Source organism: Nocardia brasiliensis, from assembly GCF_042691675.1.
GTDB lineage: Bacteria > Actinomycetota > Actinomycetes > Mycobacteriales > Mycobacteriaceae > Nocardia > Nocardia brasiliensis_D.
The window spans coordinates 4875703-4895024 of record NZ_CP170507.1 but is presented as its reverse complement, the minus strand read 5'-3'; the positions used below and the strand labels follow the sequence as shown (position 1 = coordinate 4895024).

Here is a 19322-nt window from a genome sequence, read left to right as displayed (position 1 = left end):
CCGACTACAATGCTCACGTTGTCCACCGCTTTCGGCGTTTCTGCTTTTGCTGTCACTATTGCCGGCGCCCCGGCGGCCTCGGCGGGCTCCGATTCCCCCGCCGATGAGGTGATCAGCCTTACCAATGACGCCCGGAGCAAGGCCGGTTGCTCGGCATTGAAATCCGAAAAGCATCTCACCGAAGCCGCGCAGGCCCATACGGATGATATGGCGGCCAGCGGCAATCTGGACCACAACTCGTCGAAAGGCGATCCGGGCGATCGGATCAGCGCCGCGGGTTACAAGGCGCAGACCTGGGCCGAGAATATCGCCGAGGGACAGACGAGTGCGTCCGAGGTCGTCGATGCGTGGATGAACAGCGAGGGGCACCGCGCGAACATCCTGAACTGCGGGCTCGAGGATATCGGTGTCGGCTACGCCAAGAGCGGAAACGGAACCCCTTACTGGACACAAGATTTCGGTACGTCCAGCGGTTCGGACAAGGACAAAGAGAAGGACAAGGACAAGGACAAGGAGAAAGACAAGGACAAGGACAAGAAGAAAGACAAGGACAAGCCGTCCGGGGGTGGTAAGGACAAGCCCTCTGACGGGGGTGGTAAGGACAAGCCTTCTGATGGCGGTGGTAAGGACAAGCCGTCCGGCGGTGGCGGTGAGGATAAGCCCTCGGGCGGCGGTGGTAAGGACAAGCCGTCCGGCGGTGGCGGCGAGGGCAAGCCCTCGGGCGGCGGCGACAAGCCCTCAGGTGACGGTGGCGATTCGTCCGAAGGTCCGACGGAAGACGGCTCCGACCTGCCGTCTGAGGGTGAAGGTGATTCGTCCGAGGACCCGTGGGGTGACGGTTCGGGCGAGTCTTCGGAGGGTGAAAGTGATTCGTCCGAGGACCCGTGGGGTGACGGTTCGGGCGAGTCTTCGGAGGGTGAAAGTGATTCGTCCGAGGACCCGTGGGGTGACGGTTCGGGCGAGTCCTCGGAGGGTGAAAGTGATTCGTCCGAGGACCCGTGGGGTGACGGTTCGGGCGAGTCCTCGGAGGGTGAAGGCGATTCGTCCGAGGACCCCTGGGGCGACGGTTCGGACATCTTCTCGGAAGATGAAGGCAATTCCGAGGATTCCTGGGGCGACAGCTCCGACATCTTCTCGGATGACAGCGGGGATTCGTCCGAAGACCCCTCCGCGGACGCCTTCGATTGGTTCTCGGATGGCGGAAACGACTCCTCCTTCGATCCCTGGAGCAACGGATTCGACGCACCATCGGGTGACGGCCTCGGAGCACTTGCTGACGGTGGCAACGACTTCGGCGGACTCGGGGATCTCCTGGACGGACTCGGCGGTGCCGGAGACGCTTTCGGCGGACTGGAAGGTGCCGGAGACGCCTTCGGTGGACTCGAGGGCGCCGGAGACCTCTTGGGCGGACTCGCAGGCGCAGGCGACGGCCTCGGCGCACTCACAGGTGGCGGCTGGTAGCTAGCCGGATATCCCGTCTCGATCGCCGAACAGGGCTGCCCCCGCCCTGTTCGGCGACCACTCACGACCCGCGTAGCGGCGACATCGCGCCAGCGCAGACGCACAGGGGTACCGGCGAGTGGACGTCAACCGACGGTGTATTCCTCCTACGACCAGGGTTGACTCCACATTCCGAGCTACCGATCCGGTTTCGCCGAAATACGGCCTCTATCAGATGCCGCACAATCCAGCGGCCGGTACGTTCGAAACAAGTTCATCACGACCATGCTGGTCTCGGCGGGGGATACGTCTCTTGCTCGGCGGGGCGGAGGGGCAAGAATGCAAAGGTTCGAAGTAGAAATAGAAACATTGCGTCGTTCGGCGAAGGCTGCGGATGCCGCGGGCGCCGAGGCGAAGGCGATCAACCTCGGTCCCGCCGTCGACCCGGTGGCGTCCGCGATGCCGGGAGCGGATTCGGTGGCGTCGGCCGCGGCTACCCTGGCGGACGCGTGGGAGCGTCGGCTGAAGCAATGGGCTACCGACATCGATAAACTCGGCGATAAGGTATCGGCGGCGGCGGACCTGTACTCGAAAAATGAGCAAGAAGCCGCGCGGGTTTTCGCGGCGACCATGTTCGAGCGGTGGCTGCACGGCGAAAACGGCAGTGTGTTCAGGCCATGATCACATTCCAGGACGTCCGCCGCTGGGATGCGGACGCGATCGAAACAGTCGGTCGCAAGGTGCGCGATAGAAAGAACGCATTGCTCGGCTTGTCGGACGAGCTCGCCGGTGCGGCACTGTACTGGCGGTGGCGGGGCTATGCCGCCGACGCGGCCAAGCGGGAAGTCGCCTCACTCAATGACCGCGCGGAACATATTGTCGCCGAGGTCAGTACGGTGCAACGCGTCCTTTTCGCCACTTCCGACGAAGTGCAAGCCCTGCGGCAACGCGTGCTGAACGTCGAAGCGTTCGCCAACGGACGGCAGTACAGCATCCGCGGGGATGGCACGGTCGTCGACAGATCACCCGAAGGCCCCGCGAATATGCTCCGCCTCCTCGAACGAAAGCAGATCGAGGACACGGTGAAGAAGATCGTGCAGCGGGCCGTCGACATCGATCGCAACCTCGGCAAAGCCATGACCGATGCGACCAATGCGGCGATCTCCGATCGGGGAGCGACGTCGCTGGCTGGAGCCGACCAGACGACCAAAGACATTATGCGGCGTTATCAGGTAACGCCCGATCCGGACGGGATGGTCAAATATCCGATCAACCCGCTGTTGCGTGCGTTCGTCGACGAACAACGCGTCACGGTCACCGAAGCCAAGATGCTCGATAAATTAGGAATACCGGGCCAGCTGAAGATGAAGGACATACGCGCAGACGCGTTCAGTGAGGCCAATAAGAGATTTCCCGGTTACGGTGTCAGTGATAACCACAACGATGCGTTCCGGCACGCCTACTGGAACGCCCTGATGACGCGTGAATACGGGGCCGACTGGACCAAACGCTTTGCCACCGCACACGAGCGCGTCCCGGGTAACCAACCCGAACAAGAAGCTATGGACCTGCACAACAACGAAGTCGGTCGCAAGATCGCCTCGGCCAATCCGAACGCAAGTCCGGAACAACTCGCCGGTCTCGTCGAAAAGGCAGTGAAGAACGGGGAGACCGTCGTGGTTCAGCGCGGCGGTGGCGATCTTCAGTACAGCGACCGGGTCGCACCGGGGCAGGCGGGGCACCCCGAGCTGCCTCCGCCGGAGCCCGGAGAACCGGCGAAATCGAAGTGATCATGCCGGAGGCGTGGCGCCATGAAAAGCGCCACGCCTCAGCTATTTTCAGGCGGGTCAGCCAACAGTGCCCGGTGCGGCGTTCGCGCCCGCCGCATTATCGGTCGGCGTAGCGGACGCCGTCACCTGGGCCTCGGTGCAGGCCGGTGCGACCGGGTCGTTGCTGCCGGTGTCGACGAAGCCGTCACTGATCCAGTTGCCGGTGTCGAGTTTGTTCCACAGGTCGGTGTCACCCCACTTGCCCGCGACCGTGTCGCCGCGTGCGGTGCATGCGATCTTGACGGTGTCACCGTCGCGCACGGTGCCGACGATCGAGTGCTTCAGTCCGGGTCCGGAGCGCAGGTTGACCGTGCTGTTCGCCTCGGGGTGGGAGCGAACGGTGCCGGTCGCCGGGGAGGAATCGCTGCCGTAGTTGGTCAGCCTGCCGCCGACGTTCACCCGGACGCCATTACGTTCGGCATAGCCGGCGTAGGCCCTGCTACCTTCCCAGAAGGTCCAGCCGCCAAAGGTTTTGCCGTTCACGGCAACCGCGCCACCGTTGGTGTTGTAAAGCGACATGTGCACATGCGCCCCGCTGGCGCTGCCGCCACACGGCAGCTGGGTGCCGATCCTGCCGAGATAGGTGCCCGCCGCGATTTCGGTACCGTCCTGGGCGTTGATCAGGTTCGTCATGTGGTAGTAGGTGGTGGTGTAGCCGTTGTTGTGCACGAGTTTGACTTCCGCGCTGTTGGCGCGCACGCAGGTCTTGTAGACGCGCCCGGCGCCCGGGGCCAGTACCCGTCCGTCACCACCGTTGAAGTCGAGGGAGTTGAAGGGGCGGCTGTTGCCGCTGTAGCCGTGCGGTCCGCCGCCCATGTACCAGCTGTCACCCTGCCGCCAGGGCAATGCCAACCCGGTGTTGAGTTCGCGGGTCTGCGGCGCGGTGAAGGTCTTCTTTTCGCCACTGCTCACGACAGATTCGGGCGCCTGCTGGACAAGGTTGCGGAACTCGGCGGTCCCTTCCAGTCCTACCTTCCACTTGTCGCCGCTGCGTACGGCCACATACAACGACGATATCGGCGCCTCGTCGGCGTTGCCGACCGGGATGGTCGCGGCGCCGAAGGCCCAGTCGCCTTGCTCGCGCATGTGATCGATGACCGGCGCCGGTGTTCTCGCGCGATCGGCCTTCTTCTGCTCGAGCAGCGTGGCGGTGACGGCCTCGTCCAACCCGGGCGGTGCGGCGGTGACCTGGGCGGTGGTCAACGATAGGAACATCGCCATCGCGATGCTCAGTGCCAGAATTATGCCGCGGGCAAGCCGCCGTCGGCCGGATCTACGTTTGTTGATTTCCATTGTCTTGCATGCTTTCTCGAAGAGCGCATCGTACTTTGTGGGAATGCTGTTATGCCGACCTGCATTTCGGAAACCCGAGCCGCTCGTACGCGCTCGGTCGAATATGCCCGGCCGTGGACATACCTCACTGTAAGACGCCGCTACTCCTTCGAAGCTCCCCAGTAGAAGTGGGGAGTATTCGGAAATCTATTCGGCTGCTATAACTTTCGCGCACGTTTCACCGACCGCCACCTACTCGACCATTCAGCGCGTGACATCGAGGTCGGCAACAGCCGACCGAGTCGATCGCGCGCTGCTGGTGCGGTTCGCTAGCGTTGGCGGATGGAGCTGCGGCAATTGCGGTACTTTCTTGCGGTCGCCTACGGCACGGAAGTCATCGATCAGGTGCACGCCATCTTCGCTTGACCGAGAGTCCCCGAAGCCCGTCCCGAGACTGCTGGTACCGGGTACCGACGGTGCGAGGTAGCCTGTGGCGATCCCGGTTCGATCCGACTTCCGACGGAAGGTTCGATATGCCACCGAACTTCGCGCTCAAGGCGATGAACACCGCGCATCGAGTTCTGCTCACCGCCAGTTGCGGGAAACTGGGCAACGAATTCGGCGGCATGCCGTCGCTCGAGCTGGTGACCACCGGCCGCAAATCGGGTCGCCAACACGCGGTGATGCTGACGGCCCCGATCGTCGACGGCGACACCTATGTCGTGGTCGCCTCCCGCGGCGGAGATCCGATCCACCCGGCGTGGTTCCTGAATCTGCGGGACAACCCGGATGTTCTGGTGTCGGTGCGCAGTGGCCCGCGACAGCCGATGAAGGCCAGAGTGGCGACCCCTGAGGAGCGAAAGGCGCTGTGGCCGAGGGTAACCGCCGCGGCCAAGACCTACGCCGGATACCAGGCGAAGACGACGCGGGAGATTCCGCTCGTCCTACTGACCCCGGCGAACGGAACCTCGTCGAGCTGAACACGCGCCCCGGCTGAGTTCCGCTCAGTCGAGCCGCAGCCCAGTGTGGTGGGCGACGAAGGCGAGCAGCGAGATGAGCGCGTGGTCCGATGCCGGACCGCCACCCGCATGTCCCTTGCCCGCGATCACGTCCAGCAATACGGGTCCACCGCTGTCACGCTGGAGTGCGGCAACCATCTTGCAGGAGTGCACCGCCGGTACCCGGGTGTCGCTGTCACCGGTGGTGAACAGGGCGGGCGGCCATCGGCGCGGCGGCTCCCCGGTCCGTGCGGTGACGTTGTAGTACGGCGAGTACCGCAGCAGCACGGCAAGGGCGGCCGGGTCGTCGGCGGAGCCGTATTCCTCGCGCCAGGCCCGGCCGAGGCCCCAGCGTTCGTAGCGCACCATGTCCAGCGGTGCGCCCGCGCTCACGATCGCGGCGTAGTCCCCTGGTCGCTGCACCATGGCCCCGACGGCCATCAGTCCGCCGTTGCTGCCGCCGAGCAGCGCCAGTGCGCCGCGGCGGGTCCAACCGGTCTCGACCAGCCAGTCCGCTGCCGCGTGCAGGTCGGCGAACGCATTGAGCTTGTGCACGCCCGCACCGTCGCGATGCCAGCGGCGCCCGCGTTCACCGCCCCCGCGTACCCCCGCGATGGCCATCACGCCGCCGGCCAACACCCAGGTCAGTCCGTCCGGTTGGTAGCCGGGCCGGAAGGTGATGCCGAAACCGCCGTAGCAGCTGAGGATGGTCGGCCGGGGCACCTGGGGTCCGGCGGGGGCGAGCACCGTCACCGGCACCTCGGTGTCGTCGGCGGAGCGGTAAGTCGTTCGGGTAACGGTGATTCCGGGCAGGACGGGCGACGACGGCTCGACGGGGGAGACCTGTCCCGATCCGAGATCGAGCCGCCACGCCCCGAGTGGCCGGATCCAGTCGGTGTAGCTCAGTACCAGCACGCCCGGTTCGTCGGTGGACTTGATCGCCGCTACCGTTCCCGCGCCGGGCAGTTCGACATCGAGCAACCAGGCACCGCACTCGGCGTCGTGCACCGACAACTCGGCATACCCATCCCGGGTGCGCAGAATCAGCAGCCGATCGCCGTTGTCGGACGGCGCCAGGGCGAATGCCGCCAGCACTGCGGGCTCATCGGCCGGTACGAGCACCCGCCACGGACCCCAACCGCCCGAGGGCACCGGTTCGGCCACGAGAAGTTCGCCGAACTCGCACGTGGCGGTCGAGATCGCCAGGATCCGACCCGCACCGTCGACCACGACACCGGCCGAGGAGAGCCCACCGAGATCGAGCGGCCGGGGCGAACCGCCTTCGGCCACATCGGTAATCGACACGCGGGTGGTTCGACTGGTGCCGGTCCGGCCCGTGACGACGAGCCAGCGGTCGTGCCAGAAGGTGAAGTGGTAGCGGCCGACCGGGTTCTCGTCGCCGATGAGCAGTTCGTCGGCGTCGATCGCGGTGCCCACCTGATGCCGGTATACGCCACTGCCGGAACGGTCCCCGTGGCGGCGCACGTAGAAGTAGCCGCTGCCGTCGGCCAGCCATTCCACCGGCGAGTACCGGGTGAGCGCACATGTCCGCATCACCGCGCCAGTTGCGGCGTCGAGCAACGCGAGCGGGGTCGCGTCCTCGGATCCGCCCACACTCGCTTGCACGGCCACGAATCGGCCGTCCGGCGACGGCGTCCAGCGCCGCAAGATCGCCCCAGCGCCAAGGGTTGTCGCGTCGAGCAGGGTCCGCCAGTCGCCCTGGGGCCCGTCGGCGACCTGTAGCTGCCATGGGCCCGCGAGATGCGCACGGCCGACCCGGAACCGGCGCGCCCCACCGGTTTTCACCGGTGAGCTGGTCGGTCCCTGAACGACGGTGTCGCGCAGTACGTCCCGCAATCGCTCCTGACCGGGCAGGGCGGCGAGGTAGCGTTCGGCCAACTGCCGCTGGGACGCTATCCAGGTCTGACTGTCGGGATCGTCCAGGTCCTCCAGCCGTCGGAACGGATCCGGAATTCGCCAGCCGTGCAGGACATCCCACACGTCGGACGCGGGCGCATCGGGATATTCGGCGTTCATCGCGCCACCTGCACAATCGTCTCGTCAGTGCGATCGTCGCCCGCCGGAGCGCGTCCGACGATCAGGAGGAAGGCCAGCGATGCGACCAGATCGGTGGCGACGAACATCCAGATCCCGGTGCGGGCCCCGTATCCTTCGCCGAGCATGCCGCCGACCACCGTGCCGAGCAGGTTCGCCGCCGTGGTCCCGGTGGCCAGCAGCGCGCCGACCCGCGCGAAGTACCCGTCACCGACACCAGCGCCCATGACCGTCACCAGCGCGATATTGAGCACCGCACCGAAAAACATCGGCACCGCCGCACCGAGGCAGGCGGCGAGCAGCACCGCTGCAGTCGGTCCGGTAGCCATCGGCAATATGGCGGTGCCGACAGCGCAGCCGAGCACGGTGACCGCCAGCACCTTTCGCGCGGGCACTGCCCTGGCCTGCAACCGCGGCGCCACCAGTGCCCCGGCGGCGGAGAACAGGGTGGCCACCACGGCCGGAATCCCATAGAGCGCAACGGGAAGCGCCACTTCATCGAGCAAGAACACCGCCCGCAGCGCGGCGACACCGCCCGAGGCCGCCCCGCCCGCCAGCAGATACAACGCCAACGCGAAGAGCAGCGGATGCCCGCGCAATGCCCTTACGCCGTCGAGGAATTCGCGGCCGAAGCCGTGGCGGCGCTCGGTCACCCGCCGGTCGGGTGCGCTGAGCCGGGTGAGGCAGTAGGCGCTGACCAGGTAGGTGACCGCGTCGCAGACGAACATCACCGCCGCGCCGACCGTGGCCACCAGCGGGCCCGCGACCGATGCGCCCACCGATCGCGACACCATCGTCGTCGATTGCAGCCCCGCCCGCGCCCGTGCCAGATCGGTGACGCCGAGCGTGGACAGATGGACGAAGTACAGACCTTCGATCACCACTCGGGTCACGCCGAGGACGACGGACAGCGCAGCCAGTCCGGCCACGGTCAGCACACCGGCGGCCATCGCCGCCGCACAGCACAGCACCGCCGCCGCGGCGACCAGGTCGGCCGCCAGCAGCAGCCGCCGCGGCCTGTTCACCCGGTCCAACAGCACACCGGCCGCCGGACCGAACACCAGCGACGGAATCATCGCGGCGGCCACGATGAGCGACACCGCACGCGGCCCGGCCGCCAACCCGACGACCGCGACCACGGAAACCGCGGTGCCGGTGAGGGTGCTGCCGAACGTCGAGGCCGCCTGTGCGACCCGGTAGGTCCGCAGATCGGCCGCGGGCGCGGCGGCGGTAGCTGATGCGCTCATCGTGTCACCCGAAATACGCGTCGTCGCAGTAGACGACAGAGAGCACGCTGATCGGCGCGTCGTCGATCAGATCGTCGTCGGTATCCATGGCCGCCAGCGCGACCATGTTCTGGTTTTCCATCTTGCTTCCTCTGAATAAGCTTGTCGTACAAGGGACTTCGCCGGGCGCGGGCTGCTGCCCGCGCCCGGCGATTGATCGGACTACAGCACCTCTTCCGAGCCGCCTCCGCCGCCACCACCACCGCAGTGGTGCTCGCTGTAGGAGCTCATCGGCGCGTCATCGCCGAGCTCCGGGTCGGACTGCAGCTGCAGCTTCAAAACCTTCGTCATGTCATTCACCTCCTCTCGCTCTTCGTGGTTGTGGTCGTGGCTCAGACCGCCACCTCCTCCTGGTTGCAGTGGTGCTCGCTGTACGAGCTGAGGGGTGCGTCGTCGCCGAGTTCCGGGTCGGACTGCAGCTGAAGCTTCAGAACCTTGGTCATGTGGGTCACCTCCTTTCGTGGTCTCGTCGTGGTCGGATGGTCTGTCGGCCGTTCACTGCTGGACGTGTAGCGGCCCGGGCCTGCCGAGTCGATCGGCGGCGGGTTCGCGGCAGTGGTCGAGCGTGAACAGCGGGTCGGTGACGCCGGTGGTGGCGTGCTGGAGGGCGAGCAGGATGCCCGCGGAACCGGTGGCCAGGTCGGCACTGAGCCGCTGCCCGTGGCCACCGAGCCAGCGGACTCCGGTCTCGCCCGCGATCGCGTACTTGAACAGCGCGGCCGGTCGGGCGGGCGCGTCGGACAGGAAATTCTCGTCCGGGAAACGGGCGGCCACGTCGGCGTGCACGAGTGTCAGACCGGCCTGTCCCTGGAACAGCCCGGGGGCCGCGGTGAACCGGATGCCCACGGCGCGAACGCAAGTCCGCAGCAGCTCGGTGAGTTCCGGGTCGGGCCTGCGGCCGAGGTAGCGCGACAGCACGTGGACGTAGCCCGCGCTACCACACGCCAGGTACGGCATATTGCGCCGGTCGGTGGCCGAGACCCGAAAACCCAAGGCGGCGACCGGTATCGGCTCGGCATGCACGAGTTCGTCGCGCAACAGCCGCAGCCCGCGCTCGAACGGCTCGTCCGCGCCGGTGAACATCGACAGGTAGTACAGCGCCAGCGCGATACCGGGCCGCCCGTGCACGAGTCCGGACGGGTGATCCGGGCCGAGCGAGGGCATCAGCGCATCACCGTCGGGCAGTGCGTCGAGCAGCCGCTGCGCCTGGTCGAGATGGTGCGGGTCGCCGGTGCGCTGGAAGAACGACAGGTGGGTCATGGCGACACCCGCCGCACCTCCGCCCCACCCGGCCGCCTCGGTCGTGAGCCGGTGACCGGTGGCCTCGGCGAGCAGCGCCATCGCCGCGTCGCGGTCGCCGAGATCATCCAGGACCCAGGCGATTCCGGCATTGCCGAACAACAGCCCCGGCCCGGTCGTCCGCCGGTCGCGCAGGGCGACGGCGCGCAGTCGCTCGACCACGCGCGGGTCGATCTCACGGCCTGCGGCGCGCAGCGCGTGCAGTACGCCCGCGGTGCCGTAGGCCACGCACCGGGTATTGGACCGATGTCCTTCCGGTGCGGTCGGATACGTCCAGCGCTGATTGTCGAGATCGGCCATGCGTTCCAATGCGTCGGCCGTGCGGTCGCGCAGTGAGCGCACCGCGTCCTCCGGTGCGGAGCGCACTTGGGCGGGCGTGGGGAGGCGCAGCACATCCGGCGTGCGCCGAGAACGCACCACGGTATTCCACAAATCCGTTGGCGGCGGGCACAATTCGGCCAGATCCGCATACAGATGGTCGAGCGTTTCCGGGCTGCGCCGGGCGGCCTCGTGCATGGGGAAGATCAGCAGCTGCGCGAGCGCGGTCAAACCGTAGGCGTCGACATGCAGCGGATCGATCTTCGTCCGCGCGCCGGGCGCCCGCGATTCCGGCGGTTCGTAGCCCGGGGTGCCGAGCAGGCCGAGCGGGTGGTCGATGGGCTGGGTGGCCTCGAAGTCGATGAGCCGCACCGTGTCGTTCTCATCGACCAGGACATTGCCCGGCGAGAGGTCGACGAAGGCGTAGCCGAGCTCGTGCAGGGTGGCCAGCTGAGCGGCGAGCTGATCGAGAATGTGCGTGCACCGCCGGTAGTAGGCGGCGAACACCGCCGCGTCCTGCCCGGCGTGGATCAGTGGATTCGTCGCGACCATCCACTTGCTGAGCGTGCGGCCGGGCACGAACTCGGTGACGAGGAAGGTGTGCTCCCACTCGGTGAACAGCTCGAGCGGTTCCGGGGCCAGGGTGGGTGCGGCGGCGTGCAGGGCGCGCAGCGTCAAGTACTCGCGCTGGAGCCGCTCGCGTGCGTCCTGGTCGCCTGCGTAACCGTTGTGCGCACGCGCCTCTTTCACGAAGACGGCGCTGCCATCGGCGCGGCTGGCCCGGTACGCGCCGCCGGCGTTGCTGGGCTGCAACACGCTCTCGAAGGTGTAGCCGTGGAAGCTCACTTCATCGCCGCCATCCGACTCGGGAACCGGGCCGAACGGATCCGCGATGCCGTCGGGCAGCAGGAATCCGGGACGGCGCTCGTCCGGCACCTCGGTGCCGTCGAGGGCCAGCATGGTCGGGGTCCGGGTGCCGTCGGACTGCAGCCGGTGCCGCGGGCGGAACGCGCCGTAGCGGTAGGACACGCACCGCGACGACCCGAATCGCCGGTCGGTGAGCACGTACGGCCCTGCGACACCGGACAACTCGCGCTCCAGCCGTTCCAGCAGGGCGTACGCCAGCTGCGGTGTCGGCGGATAGAGGGCGCAGAACTTGCCGCTCTGTACCCGGCTGCCGTGCTTGCCGTGCATCCAGAGGAAGTACTGCCTGCCGGTGAGGTGCTTGAACGAGACCCCCAGTTCCACGCACGCGGCGCTCACCACATCGAGCACCTGCTGCGCGGAACCGAGCGCACTCGACACGTGCACCTTCCAGCCCTGTTCGGGCAGTTCGGCGTTCGGCGGCGCCCAGTGGGTCCACACGTCGGACTCGCGGCGGGTCCAACCGGCCGGTCGCCGGGTCGGGTTGTATCGCCTGCCCGGATCGGTGCGGTCGAAGGGTTCGTAGTAGTCGGGGTGGGCGAAGGTGAACGCCGTATCCTGAAGCATTGTGTTCCTTGTCCTTCTGGGATTCGGCTTGATCGCCGGGGAATCGAACGACTCAAGAATGGCCGGACACGGCACTCGCCCGAATCGGCCCGCTGTGGTGTTTCGCGCCTACTACAACGCGATGAGAACCCTCATCGCGCCGCCGTAGCAGCACCGTTCGTGCGACACTGCTGCGCATGACGAGGCAGACCTTGGTCGTGGTGTACGCGGTCGGCGAGGCCGGCGCGACCGGTGAACTGCTCGGCGCGGCAACCCTGCTCGAACCGGAGTTCGCGCTGGTCCATCCGCCGCTGGACCGAGCGCTCGCAGACCGGCCGCGAGCACTGCGGGTCGGTGTGTCCGCTGCCGAGCACGACATCGTCGAGGTCATCGATATCGCTCAGGTACGGGTGGTTCCCGAGGCTCCCGATCTGGTCCTGCTCGAGCTCGCTGTCGCCTCGTCGGCGCCGGTGCGGGGCGTCCCGATCGTGTTGCGCGACGATCCGCTGGGCCTCCAGCCGTTCCCGGAACCCACCAACGCCGAGATAATCGCCGCTGTGCGCGCGGTACTCGCCGAGGTACCGCCGCCGCCCGACAGCCTGCTGGCCGAAGCGATCGCCGAGGCTGGGCTGCCGCCCGGTCTCGGCGGTATCCCGGTGGACGATCCGATTCGGTTCATCCGCCGTCTCTTCGGCGGCGGCTGAACCCCCAATCCTTTAGCCCAGGACGCTATCTCGGCAGGTGAGAGCGGGGAGAACCGCCGACCCATCGGCGAGATTCGTGGGAAACTGCTGCTCATGACGCGGCGGACACTGGCGGGTCGCGGCGGCCCGCGTGGAGCAGCCGCCGCGCGCGGGTCCACTGAACCCACGGCAGGACCCGATCCGCCGATCGCTGCTGCTGGCGGTGCGGTGGCCGAGCCGCGGCGGTCTCCCGCCCTGCCTCGCCGGATCGCCGACGCGGCAGTGGTGCTCGTCACCGGCGCCGTGGATCTGGCCTTCTGGGGCGGGGACCGGGAGCTGACCGGCGGTGGACTGCTGCCATTGTGGGTGGTGCCCACCCTCGCCACCGGCCTGTGCGTGGCGCTGCTGCTGCGGCACCGGTTCCCGCTGGGGGTATGGGTAGTGGTGTGGCTCTACACCAGCGTCAATCTTGTTGTCCCGGAATACTATCCGGCCGCCTACCTGCTCGTGGCAGCGTACGCGGTGGCCAGCCGGGTACCTGGCTCTACCGCCAGGCTCGTCCTCGTCGCCTCCGCCCTGCCGCTCGGCCTGTTCAGCTACCGATCCGTGCAGTCGGTCCCCTCCGACACCCAGCTGCGCGACTTCGCCGCCGCCGCCGCGGTGTGGGCGATCATCCTGTCCATCGCCTGGGGGCTCGGCCGGGTGGCCCACGCGCGGGAACAGCACGCGCGTGCCGAACGGGAACGGTTGGCCGCCGAGGCCGAAAAGGCGCTGGCCGAACAGCGATTGCGACTCGCGCACGAACTGCACGACAGTGTCACCGGCGCGGTGGCGGGCATGATCCTGCACGCGGGGGCGGCCCGCGCGCTCGCCGCCGAGCCCCGCGTGCGGCAGGCACTCGAGGTGATCGAACAGGCGGGTACCCAGGCCATGACCGAACTGCATTCCATGCTCGGACTGCTGCGCTCGGCCGATCCCGCCGACGCGACTCCGGCCAGGTTCGCCGATGTCGAGCGGCTGCTCGAATCCGCCCGCCGCGCAGGCTTGGACGTGCGCGTCGACGTCACCGGCACGCCGCGACCGTTGGCCCCCGATGCCGACCTCGCGGCCTACCGGTTCGTCCAGGAGGTGCTGACCAACGCCACCAAACACGCGGGCCGCGGCGCGACGGTCACGCTCGGCATCGCCTGGACCGACGACACCCTCGACCTCACCGCCCGCAGTTCCGGCGGCCACCCGACGCCTGCTGCCGCGGCGCTGTCGTCCGGCACCGGGCTGCGCGGTCTGCGGGAACGCTTCGACGCCCTGGGCGGCACGTTGACCGGCGGACCGGACGACGACGGTTGGTGCGTCTGCGCGACGCTGCCCGCCCACACATCGATAGAGGTGCCGTGACGATCACCGTGCTCGTCGCCGAGGACGAGGCGCTGGTGCGCGCGGGCTGTGTCATGTTGCTCGGCGCCGCACCGGACATCGAGGTGGTGGGCGAGGTAGGCGACGGTGCCGCCGCCGTCGATGCGGTGAAAACCCTGGCGCCCCAGGTAGTCCTGATGGATCTGCGGATGCCGATCCTGGACGGTGTCGGAGCCACCAGGGCGATCACCGCCATTCCCGACGCACCGGCGGTCCTCGTGCTCACCACTTTTCACGAAGACACCGCCGTCCAGGAGGCACTCGCCGCGGGCGCGAGCGGCTTCCTGCTCAAACACGCCGCCCCAGCCGATCTCGTCGAAGCCATCCGCCGCTGCGCCGCGGGCGACGGCTGGCTCGATCCCGCCATTGTCGGCAGCGTCCTGGGTGCCCTGCGCCGCGCCGGACCGCGCGCGGCCACCGCGCCGGCCACGCTCTCGGCCCTGACCGCCAGAGAACGAGAAGTGCTGGTGCTCATGGCTCTTGGTCGTTCCAATGCCGAGATCAGCGCCGAACTGTTCATCAGTGCGGCGACCACCCGCACTCATGTCGCGCACGTGATCGCCAAGACCGGTTCCCGGGACCGAACACAGGCCGTTGTCCTGGCGTATCAGAGCGGCCTGATGAGCTGACGCGCGATCGAGAGTCGAGCAGCCGCGCGAAGGATCGTCACGGAGCGGGCTGTCGGCGCTGGTGGCGGAACATTGCGGCCGCGCGGGCAAGGGCCGCGAAGTCGAGTTGAACCACGCGGAATCGGCCGGAAAGATGGTGGTGGCCAATGCGTTCCAGTGCTGGCCAGCGACAGGTAAGGAGGGCTCGAGGTGGAGTCGTGGGGGGATGTCGAGCGCCGGGAGTTCCTGTCCTGGCTGGCGAGAGGGGCGTTCGGGGCAGCGGTGGCCGGTGGTGCGCTGGTCGTCGGGCGACCGGCCGCGGCCACACCGGATATCACGGTGCTGGTGCGGGCCACGGTCATCGACGGCACCGGGCAGCCATCGGCGCGGAATTCGACGGTGGTGCTCTCCGGGGACCGCATCCTGGCGGTGGGCCAGCACCCGGAAGTGCCGCGTCTGTCCGGCGTTCGGGTAGTGGACCTCGAGGGGAAGTACGTGATCCCAGGCTTGTGGGATCTGCATGCCCATTCGACGTTCTTCGAGAGCACCATCGCTCTGCTGCATGTCGTGCACGGCGTCACCGGCATCCGCGACATGTGGGGTGTGCCGGAAACCCACGACTTGCGTCGACGCGCCGAGGCCGGGCAGGTGCTCGGTCCTCGGATGGTGATCGCCAGCACCGTCATCGACGGTCCGGGTAGCCCGTGGCCGGAGGTCGACCTGGTGCGGACCGAGGCCGAGGCGCGTGCGGCCGTGCACCGGGCCGAGGACGGAGGCGCCGACTTCGTCAAGGTGTATTCGTTCCTGTCGCCGGAGTGCTACGCCGCTATCGCCGACGAGGCGGGCCAGGTGGGGCTGCCGTTCGCCGGTCACGTCCCCGCCCGCGTGCCCGTTCAGGTAGCGGTCGAGCGTGGCCAGCACACGCACGAGCACCTCTACAACTTGTTCACGTCCACATCGCACAACGCGGCGGAGCTGTACGCACAACTCACCGCCATGCCGGACGACCCGACCGACCCGAACTGGTGGGGCCGTCAAGTGCACCGGATCGAGCGCGAGGCCGTGGCCACGCACGACCCGGCGCGAGCCGAGGCGCTGTTCACGCGGATGGTCGAGCGCGACATCTGGCAGTCGCCGACGTTGTTCGTCGAACGGCAGATGTCACTGTCGCCCGAGACCATCCTGGGCGATCCCGTGGTGCAGGATCGGCTGCGCTACATCCCGATCTCGTTGCGGGACATGTGGCTGACGCGGATGCGGGACCGGCCATCGCGCACGCCGCGGGAAGTGGCCGAGCTGCTTCGGTTCGGTGACGCGCGGCTACGGCTGCTCCACGCTATGCACGAGGCGGGCGTGGGCATCGTGGCGGGCACCGACGCGGGCTACACGTATGTGTTCCCCGGATTCGCGTTGCACGACGAGCTGGAGCTGCTCGTGCGCGCCGGTCTGTCGCCGATGGCCGCGCTGCAGTCGGCCACCCGCGACGCGGCACGCTGCCTCGGCCGCACGCATGAGACGGGGACCATTGCCGCGGGTAAACAGGCCGATCTCGTCGTGCTGGAAGCCGACCCACTGGCCGACATCATCAACACCCGCCGGATCTACGCGGTCATCACCCGTGGCCGCTACCTTGGCCCGGAGGACCGCACCCGAATCCTGGCCGAAATCGAGGCAGCCGCAAGGGAACCCGATGAGGCGCCCGCCGCGACGCCCGACTCCTGTTGTCACCCTTGACATCCGTCCACGGCCAACGCTGGCGCGCTCCGGCTCGCCGGGATCCCCGCCGCGAGACCGATAGTCAGGTGCCGGGCTACCCGGACGGCGGGGGGCGGCGGGCGAGTGCGTGCACGGTGCCGTCGGTGGTGAGGGCGAACAGCCAGTCGCCGGTCACTGACATCGCGGAGGCGACCGCGCCGCCGAGGTCATACTGCCGCAACAGCTTTCCGGTCCGGCGGTCGAGAACCACCAGCCTGCCGTCCCAGGTGCCCGCGTAGACCACGGTCTCGGTGGTCAGCGCGTGCATGGCGGGCGCATCGGGCGCGGCCGTACAGCCCGCGGCCACTCGCGCGGGGTCGTCGAGCGGGCCGGTGCCCGGCAGATAGCCGAGGGCGGTCTCCCACAAGGGTTCCGCCGGTTTGCTCGCCAGGGTGTCGAACGCGCGGACCTTGCCATCGGCCGACGCGACATAGACCAGCTGCCCGCGGACCGCGGGGCTGGTCACCGGGGGCGGCCCGGGTTCACATGCGCTGCCGGGGATGTCGGCGTGCCAGAGTGCGCGCCCGTCGCGCGGGTCGTGGCCGGTCAGTCCACCGGCGGTCATGGTGATCAGGTGGCGATCGGCGGCGGTGAGCGCGGGGGAGGAGTGGCTGAACAGTCCGCCCGCGGTGTCGACGGAGTACCGGCGGGCGCAGGTGGACAGGTCCATGGCGACCAGGGTCTGGCTCGATCCCGAGTGCAGGTAGGCCGTTGTCGCGTCGCTCCCGCGCACGGCAGTGCTGTGGAACTCGCCCCACCCCGCGGGGGCGGTGAAGCCGCCGGGTAGCCGGTCTCCGGTCGCGGCGTCGCGGCAGACGATCCGGTCGTACTGCTGATAGATCGCGACCGCGCGATTCTGCCCGAGCAGGTCGAAGACGCTCACCGGGCCGCCCGCCCGGCCGTACCGGCGCACCGTGTCGCCGGTGTGCTGCTCGTCGTCGATGGTCTCCCACACCACGGCCCCGGTGTCCACGGCGAGCGCGTAGACCCGGCCGACGCCGGTGGTGAGGTAGACCCGGCCACCCTGCACCGTGGGAAACGATTCGGCGTCACCGTCCAGATAGGTCCGCCACAGTTCGCGGCCGGTATCGCGGTGGTAGGCCAGCACCTGATGGTACGGGGAGGCGAAGGCCTGAGCGGTCACGATCACGGTGTCACCGACCACGGCGGCTCCGTTCAGGCCGAAGTGCTCGCCGGTATTGGCCGACCACCGTTGGTCCAGCACGGCGCCCGGGTCGGAAACCGCTGCGGCATTGCCCGATTCGTTACCGCCCTGGCGGGGCCAGTCGGCGCCGTGCGCCGGGAGCGGCGACCGGTCTGCCACGCGGAAAGTGCCCTGCATGGTCGGCCACTGCTCGGCCGCCGTACCGGTCGCGGTCACCTCGATGCGGTAGGTCCCCGGTGGCAGATCCGGGATGCTGTCGTGTGCGGTTGCCCAGTTGGCGCGAATGGCCGGGCACGGCTCGGCGCGCCCGCCGGGCAGGGAGTAGCAGTTCACTCTGCCGGGTCGGCTGTTGGTGGTGCCGAAGCGGAGGTCCGCGTGCCACGCGTCACCGCCGCGGTCGTCGCGCACCCGGACCTGCGCGCTCGCCGGGGTCCGGCCGTCGTCCTCGATGTGCAGATCCACCGGGATCGCGGCGCCCGCGTGATGGACGCTGTCCGGTGCGGGACTCACCAGCGCCGTCCGGTCGTGCACGAAGAACTGCCGGTGGTCGCCGGAGACAAAACCGGTGTCCTCGTTCTGCGGTGTCGCCGGGTTGTCGGTGATGCCGGAGAAGTCGAGCACCTTGTAGCCGGGCCGGGCGCCATCGATGCCATAGGTCGCGCCCATGTTGTTCACCTCCACCGAGCGTGGGAAAGCGCCCCTGCGGAACTCGCTCTGCTGGTTGTGGCCCGCGGCGAACATTCGCATGTCGAAGCGCGCGAGTTCATCGACTATCGGCTGAATAGACTGTCCCGCACCGAATTTGGTGAACAGCGACCGATGGGCGAAGACGAACACCTGTTTACCCGCAGCATGGCGGCGCAGATCCTCGCGTAACCATCGCAGTTGTGGAGCCAGCCCCGCGGTGTCGTAGTTGTTCTCCAGTACCACCATGTGGCGGCCGTTGCGGTCGAAGCTGTACCACTCCGGCCCCATATTCCGTCGGTAGACCTCCATGCTCGCGGCGTACCCGGATGTCGTTCCCGTGCCGCCCGCGTCGTGGTTGCCCATCACCGGATAGAACGGGCGGCCGAAGCCGCCCTTGGTCAGACCGGTTCGCAGGATGTCGAAGCTGCCCTGGCGTCGTTCCGGTGCGGTGTAGTCGGTGACGGTGATGTCACCGGTCGCGATGGCGACGGTGGCCTCCCGGTTCCGCGCCATGGCCTGGACCTGGCCGGTCCACTGGGCCAGCGTGGTGGCGGCGGACGTGTCGCTGCGATTGTCGGTCTCGGTGTCCGACACCATCAGCCACCGCTCGCGCGGATCGGCGGAGTGCGTGTCGGGGACCAGGGCGAAGTCGATGCCGTCCGGCTCGGGTACGCCCTCGGCGAGCGCGCGGAAGAACCGTGGGACGAAGTCCTCGCGCAGCACCGGCGTGTACCCATCCGGTGAAACGACGTGGACCAGATCGGTTTCCCGGCGTCGCGGATCGATCCGGAGGCGGTAACCGCCGTCCGCGCCGGTCGTCGCCCAGACCGATCCGTCGGTGACCGATACGCCCGCCAGCCCGCGCTCACCACCATCGCGCACACCGTTGCCGTTCGCGTCGACGAAGACCGTGCCGCGCGCTTCGACTGATTCACCCGCCGCCGCGTGAACCGGACCGGGAACGGTGATCACCGTCAGGGCGATGAACAGACAGAGCAGACATTTCCACACGGAATGAAAACTATGAGACCAGCACCCGCGGCG

The 19322-nt window shown here is 68.1% G+C and carries 14 protein-coding genes; 8 read left to right on the top strand and 6 right to left on the bottom strand.

The features are described 5' to 3' along the window. Window positions 1-18: 18 nt before the first annotated feature. The 3 genes from ACFK0J_RS22395 (at window position 19) to ACFK0J_RS22385 (ending at window position 3230) form a co-directional block, all read left to right on the top strand. A complete protein-coding gene (locus tag ACFK0J_RS22395; protein WP_378730285.1) occupies window positions 19-1461 on the top strand; it encodes a CAP domain-containing protein in 1443 nt (480 codons plus the stop codon). A 318-nt stretch (window positions 1462-1779) separates the two neighbouring features. Continuing rightward, window positions 1780-2121, top strand: a complete 342-nt coding sequence (locus tag ACFK0J_RS22390) for a hypothetical protein (RefSeq protein WP_378730283.1) — start codon at window positions 1780-1782, stop codon at window positions 2119-2121. Beyond that, on the top strand, window positions 2118-3230 hold the full coding sequence (locus ACFK0J_RS22385) for a DUF6973 domain-containing protein (protein ID WP_378730281.1): 1113 nt from the start codon (window positions 2118-2120) through the stop codon (window positions 3228-3230). The genes ACFK0J_RS22390 and ACFK0J_RS22385 overlap by 4 nt, the downstream gene beginning before the upstream one ends. A gap of 57 nt (window positions 3231-3287) precedes the next feature. Here ACFK0J_RS22385 and ACFK0J_RS22380 read toward each other — a convergent pair whose 3' ends face one another. Further along, a complete protein-coding gene (locus tag ACFK0J_RS22380; protein ID WP_378730279.1) occupies window positions 3288-4562 on the bottom strand; it encodes a peptidoglycan DD-metalloendopeptidase family protein in 1275 nt (424 codons plus the stop codon). A gap of 512 nt (window positions 4563-5074) precedes the next feature. Here ACFK0J_RS22380 and ACFK0J_RS22375 point away from each other — a divergent pair. Continuing rightward, window positions 5075-5521 carry a nitroreductase/quinone reductase family protein gene (locus ACFK0J_RS22375; RefSeq protein WP_378730277.1) on the top strand — a complete coding sequence of 149 codons (447 nt, stop codon included), beginning with the start codon at window positions 5075-5077 and terminating at the stop codon, window positions 5519-5521. 24 nt (window positions 5522-5545) lie between these two features. Here the strand turns inward: ACFK0J_RS22375 and ACFK0J_RS22370 are convergent, their stop codons facing one another. The 4 genes from ACFK0J_RS22370 to lanKC all read right to left on the bottom strand — a co-directional run bounded on the left by ACFK0J_RS22370 (window position 5546) and on the right by lanKC (window position 11988). After that, window positions 5546-7576: a prolyl oligopeptidase family serine peptidase gene (locus ACFK0J_RS22370; RefSeq protein WP_378730275.1), complete on the bottom strand. Its 2031-nt coding sequence runs from the start codon at window positions 7574-7576 to the stop codon at window positions 5546-5548. Next, on the bottom strand, window positions 7573-8841 hold the full coding sequence (locus ACFK0J_RS22365; RefSeq protein WP_378730273.1) for an MFS transporter: 1269 nt from the start codon (window positions 8839-8841) through the stop codon (window positions 7573-7575). The genes ACFK0J_RS22370 and ACFK0J_RS22365 overlap by 4 nt, the downstream gene beginning before the upstream one ends. Window positions 8842-9042: 201 nt before the next feature. Beyond that, window positions 9043-9171 carry a hypothetical protein gene (locus ACFK0J_RS22360; RefSeq protein WP_281427676.1) on the bottom strand — a complete coding sequence of 43 codons (129 nt, stop codon included), beginning with the start codon at window positions 9169-9171 and terminating at the stop codon, window positions 9043-9045. A 204-nt stretch (window positions 9172-9375) separates the two neighbouring features. Further along, on the bottom strand, window positions 9376-11988 hold the full coding sequence (gene lanKC, locus ACFK0J_RS22355) for a class III lanthionine synthetase LanKC (protein WP_378730271.1): 2613 nt from the start codon (window positions 11986-11988) through the stop codon (window positions 9376-9378). Window positions 11989-12164: 176 nt separating this feature from the next. Here lanKC and ACFK0J_RS22350 point away from each other — a divergent pair, with 176 nt between their 5' ends. From ACFK0J_RS22350 to ACFK0J_RS22335, 4 genes are all read left to right on the top strand, one after another. Further along, window positions 12165-12671 (top strand): hypothetical protein, encoded by a 507-nt coding sequence (locus ACFK0J_RS22350; RefSeq protein WP_378730269.1) that lies wholly within the window; start codon window positions 12165-12167, stop codon window positions 12669-12671. Window positions 12672-12764: 93 nt separating this feature from the next. Next, a complete protein-coding gene (locus ACFK0J_RS22345) occupies window positions 12765-14045 on the top strand; it encodes a sensor histidine kinase (protein ID WP_378730267.1) in 1281 nt (426 codons plus the stop codon). Beyond that, window positions 14042-14692 (top strand): response regulator, encoded by a 651-nt coding sequence (locus tag ACFK0J_RS22340; RefSeq protein WP_378730265.1) that lies wholly within the window; start codon window positions 14042-14044, stop codon window positions 14690-14692. Before ACFK0J_RS22345 ends, ACFK0J_RS22340 begins: the two co-directional genes overlap by 4 nt. 189 nt (window positions 14693-14881) lie before the next feature. Further along, window positions 14882-16405 (top strand): amidohydrolase family protein, encoded by a 1524-nt coding sequence (locus tag ACFK0J_RS22335; RefSeq protein ID WP_378730263.1) that lies wholly within the window; start codon window positions 14882-14884, stop codon window positions 16403-16405. A gap of 76 nt (window positions 16406-16481) precedes the next feature. Here the strand turns inward: ACFK0J_RS22335 and ACFK0J_RS22330 are convergent, their stop codons facing one another. Then, window positions 16482-19289, bottom strand: coding sequence for a PQQ-binding-like beta-propeller repeat protein (locus ACFK0J_RS22330; RefSeq protein WP_378730261.1), 2808 nt, complete (start codon window positions 19287-19289; stop codon window positions 16482-16484). Window positions 19290-19322: the final 33 nt, after the last annotated feature.